General features: G+C 64.4%; 4 protein-coding genes. All 4 read right to left on the reverse strand.

Translation table 11 applies throughout. The features are described 5' to 3' along the window. A partial coding sequence (locus tag A3E77_RS15360) for an aminotransferase class I/II-fold pyridoxal phosphate-dependent enzyme (RefSeq protein ID WP_293647502.1) occupies window positions 1-474 on the reverse strand: 474 nt, incomplete at its 3' end. A gap of 110 nt (window positions 475-584) precedes the next feature. Next, a complete protein-coding gene (gene ilvC / locus A3E77_RS15365; protein WP_293647504.1) occupies window positions 585-1,625 on the reverse strand; it encodes a ketol-acid reductoisomerase in 1,041 nt (346 codons plus the stop codon). 104 nt (window positions 1,626-1,729) lie between these two features. Next, entirely contained in the window at window positions 1,730-2,248 is a 519-nt protein-coding gene (gene ilvN, locus A3E77_RS15370; RefSeq protein ID WP_293647506.1) for an acetolactate synthase small subunit, read from the reverse strand. 5 nt (window positions 2,249-2,253) lie between these two features. Then, window positions 2,254-4,008 (reverse strand): biosynthetic-type acetolactate synthase large subunit, encoded by a 1,755-nt coding sequence (gene ilvB / locus A3E77_RS15375; protein ID WP_293647508.1) that lies wholly within the window; start codon window positions 4,006-4,008, stop codon window positions 2,254-2,256. Window positions 4,009-4,241 lie beyond the last annotated feature (233 nt).

Below are 4,241 nucleotides of genomic sequence, written 5' to 3' on the forward strand. Positions count from 1 at the left end.
GCCGGCGCGCCAGCGAGCGATGATGTCGTCGAACGCCTGTGCGTCGTTATGCGCGGCGGCGACGGTCCCCGCGCGGCCTAGCTTCATGCCGTCGTGCGCGCTCGCGTGGATCAATGCGTCGTGGATGACGAGGTCGCCGCGCTGGGGGAGCGTGGCGAACAGCGCGGCGTTGGCGGCGAAGCCGGTGGGGAAGAAGAGCGCGGCCTCGCTGCCATAATGGCGTGCGGCATGCGCTTCGAGCGCTTCATGTTCAGCGTGATTGCCGCGCAGCAGCCGCGAACCGCCCGAGCCCGCGGGAAGCCCGCGGTCGATGCCCGCGGCCATCGCAGCGCGCAGTGCGTCGCTGTCGGCGAGGCCGAGATAGTCGTTCGACGCGAAATCGCGGCCGGCGCGCGGCGCGAGGCTGCGGCGGCGGCTTTGCGCCGCCAGCGCCGCGAGATCCTTGCGGTGGGTGTCGAAGGGAGATTGCGGCATCGCTAGCCCTTATAGTCATCCCGGCGAAGGCCGGGATCTCACCGTCGCAGTTGAACGCAATGGCGAGATCCCGGCCTTCGCCGGGATGACGGAGTTTAGGTGTTGGGCCGTCAGTTCTTCGCTTTATCGACCAGCTGGTTCTTGGCGATCCACGGCATCATCGCGCGCAGCTTGGCGCCGGTCTGTTCGATCGGGTGCGCCACGGCGGCCTTGCGGCTGGCCTTCAGTTCGGGCTGGCCGGCCTGGTTGTCGAGGACGAAATCCTTGACGAAGCGGCCCGACTGGATGTCGGCGAGGACGCGCTTCATTTCGGCCTTAGTCTCGTCGCTGATGATGCGCGGGCCGGTCTTGATGTCGCCATATTCGGCGGTGTTCGAGATCGAATAGCGCATGTTCGCGATGCCGCCTTCATAGAGGAGGTCGACGATCAGCTTGGTTTCGTGGAGACACTCGAAATAAGCCATTTCGGGGGCATAGCCCGCCTCGACCAGCGTCTCGAAACCCGCCTGGATCAGATGGGTGATGCCGCCGCACAGCACCGCCTGTTCGCCGAAGAGGTCGGTTTCGCACTCTTCCTTGAAGGTCGTTTCGATGATGCCGCTGCGCCCGCCGCCGACGGCACTGGCGTAGGAGAGGGCGAGCGCTTTCGCGAAGCCGTTGCCCGACGCGCCCGCGCCCTGGGCTTCCTGCGCGACGGCGATCAGGCAGGGGACGCCGCCGCCCTTCTGATATTCGCTGCGCACCGTGTGGCCGGGGCCCTTGGGCGCGACCATGAAGACGTCGATGTCGGGGCGCGCGTCGATCAGGCCGAAGTGGATGTTGAGGCCGTGCGCGAATGCGAGCGCGGCGCCGGGCTTCATGTTCGGGCCGATGTCGTCGGCGTAGATCTTCGCCTGGGCTTCATCGGGCGCGGCGATCATGATGACGTCGGCCCATTCGGCGGCTTCCTTGTTCGACATGACCTTGAAGCCTGCGGCTTCGGCCTTTTTCGCGGTGGCCGAGCCGGGGCGGAGCGCGATCGCAACCTCCTTGACGCCGCTGTCGCGCATATTCTGCGCGTGCGCGTGACCCTGGCTGCCGTAGCCGACGACGGCGACCTTCTTGCCCTTGATCAGATCCTGGTCGGCGTCGCGATCGTAATAAACCTGCATGTCATTCTTCCCTTATTTTCATTCGTCATGCCGGACTTGATCCGGCATCCATGGACCCTGGATCAAGTCCGGGGTGACGAAGGTTGAAACGTCATTCTGTAATTCTAGAGCGCCTCCGACCCGCGGGCGATGGCGACGACGCCGGTGCGGCCGACCTCGACCAGCCCGCATTCGCGCATCAGTGCGATGAAGCGGTCGACCTTGTCGCTGTTCCCGGTGATTTCAAAGATGAAGCTGGACAGCGTCGTGTCGACGACCTTGGCGCGGAACACGTCGGCCATGCGCAGCGCCTCGATACGTTTGTCGCCGGTGCCCGCGACCTTCACCAGCGCGATTTCGCGTTCGACATGCGCCTCGCCCGCGTCGTTGAGGTCGACGACGCGGTGCACGGGCACCAGCCGGTCGAGCTGCGCGATGATCTGGTCGATGATCGGCGGCGGGCCGTTGGTGACGATCGTGATCCGGCTGAGCGCATGGTCCGAACTGATGTCGGCCACGGTCAGGCTTTCGATATTATAGCCGCGCGCGGTGAACAGCCCGGTGATCTTGGCGAGCACCCCGGCTTCGTTGTCGACGGTGATGGCGAGCACATGGCGCTCGCCGGCTTCGGTTTTGATTTTCATATGATTTACACCAGTGCCTTGGCTTCGTCGTCCATCGTGCCGGTGATGTCGTTCGGTTGGAGGATCATGTCGGTGTGCGCGGCGCCCGACGGGATCATCGGGAAGCAGTTGGCGAGCTGCGCGACGCGGCAGTCGACGATCACCGGACCCGGTGTCTCGATCATCTTCCGGATGCCATCCTCGAGCTGGCCCAGGTTGTCGATGCGCAGCCCTGTCCAGCCATAAGCATCGGCGAGCTTCACGAAATCGGGCAGGCTGTCCGAATAGCTGTTGGAATAGCGGCTTTCATAGGTCAATTCCTGCCACTGGCGGACCATCCCCATCCATTCATTGTTGAGGATGAAGATTTTTACCGGCAGGCGATACTGGCTGACCGTGCCCATTTCCTGGATATTCATCTGGAGCGAGGCTTCGCCCGCGATGCAGATGACGAGGCGGTCCGGATGCGCGATCTGGGCGCCGACCGCGGCGGGGAAGCCGTATCCCATCGTGCCGAGACCGCCACTGGTGAGCCAGCGGTTGGGCGCGGCGAAGCCGAAATGCTGCGCCGCCCACATCTGGTGCTGGCCGACCTCGGTGGTGATGATCGGGTCCATCCCGCGCGTCGCGTCGAACAGCGCCTTCACCGCGCGCTGCGGCATGATGTCGGCGTCCGGCTCCTTCTTTTCGGGAAAGTCGAGGCAGCGCGTCGCGCGCCAGCCGTCGACCCGGCGCCACCATTCGCCAAGGTCGCGGGCCTTGTGTCCCGCCGCCTGCCAACCCGCGATGATCGCGTCGAGCGCGCGGCCGGCATCACCGACGACCGCGAGATCGACCGGCACGATCTTGTTGATCGAGCTGCGGTCGATGTCGATGTGGATTTTCTTTGAGTCGGGCGAAAAGGCGTCGAGACGGCCGGTCACGCGGTCGTCGAAGCGCGCGCCGACCGCGATGATCAGGTCGGCGCGGTTCATCGCCATATTCGCCTCGAACGTCCCGTGCATACCGAGCATACCGAGCCATTTGTCATCGTCCGACGGGAAGGCGCCAAGCCCCATCAGGGTCGAGGTGACCGGCGCGCCGGTGAGCGCGACGAGCTGGCGCAGCGCGGCGCTGGCATCGGGACCGGCGTTGATCACGCCGCCGCCGGTGTAGAAGATCGGGCGCTCGGCGGCGGCGATCATCGCGACGGCCTGTGCGATGGCGTCGGCGTCGGGTTCGACCTGCGGGCGATAGCTGTTGTGCTGGATAAATTCGGGCACGCTGTAAGTGCCGGTCGCGACCTGCACATTTTTCGGGATGTCGATCACCACCGGGCCGGGGCGGCCATGCGTCGCGATATGGAACGCCTCGTGCATGATCGGCCCCAAACGGTCGGGGTCCATGACAAGATAATTATGCTTGGTGCAGTGGCGCGTGATGCCGACGGTGTCGCATTCCTGAAACGCGTCGGTACCGATCAAGGTCGTCGGCACCTGGCCCGTGAGCACAACCATCGGGATCGAATCGAGCAGCGCGTCGGTGATGCCGGTCACGGCGTTGGTCGCGCCGGGGCCCGAGGTGACGAGCACGACGCCGGGCTTGCCGGTCGAGCGTGCATAGCCTTCGGCCGCGTGCGTCGCCGCCTGTTCGTGGCGGACGAGAATGTGCTTGATCGTCGGGTGTTTGTAGAGCGCGTCATAGATCGGAAGCACCGCGCCGCCCGGATAGCCGAACACCGTGTCGACCCCGAGGTCGACCAGCGCCTGAACCACCATGTCGGCACCGCTCATTTCCGTCACGACAAAACTCCTTCCGATACAAAGAAGCAGCGCTTGTGCGCTGCAACAGGGTTGCGGGCAATAGGTGTATGATTCTATCCTGTCAACAGCTTATCACGTAATATAATTGCTAATTCACCTATAGAATCGACGTTTAATGATTCTGTGTGACGAGGCCAGTCGGCGGGCGATTGGTGGCGGAACCACGTAAATTGGCGCTTCGCATATTGGCGGGTGGCGGCCTGCGCCGCCTC

The organism is Sphingopyxis sp. RIFCSPHIGHO2_12_FULL_65_19 (genome assembly GCF_001830555.1).
Taxonomy (GTDB): domain Bacteria; phylum Pseudomonadota; class Alphaproteobacteria; order Sphingomonadales; family Sphingomonadaceae; genus Sphingopyxis.

What these genes read in the sequence shown, in the direction of transcription:
- ilvC (WP_293647504.1), bottom strand. Translation starts at nt 1,625, where the DNA reads ATGCAGGTTTATTACGATCGCGACGCCGACCAGGATCTGATCAAGGGC.
- ilvN (WP_293647506.1), bottom strand. Translation starts at nt 2,248, where the DNA reads ATGAAAATCAAAACCGAAGCCGGCGAGCGCCATGTGCTCGCCATCACC.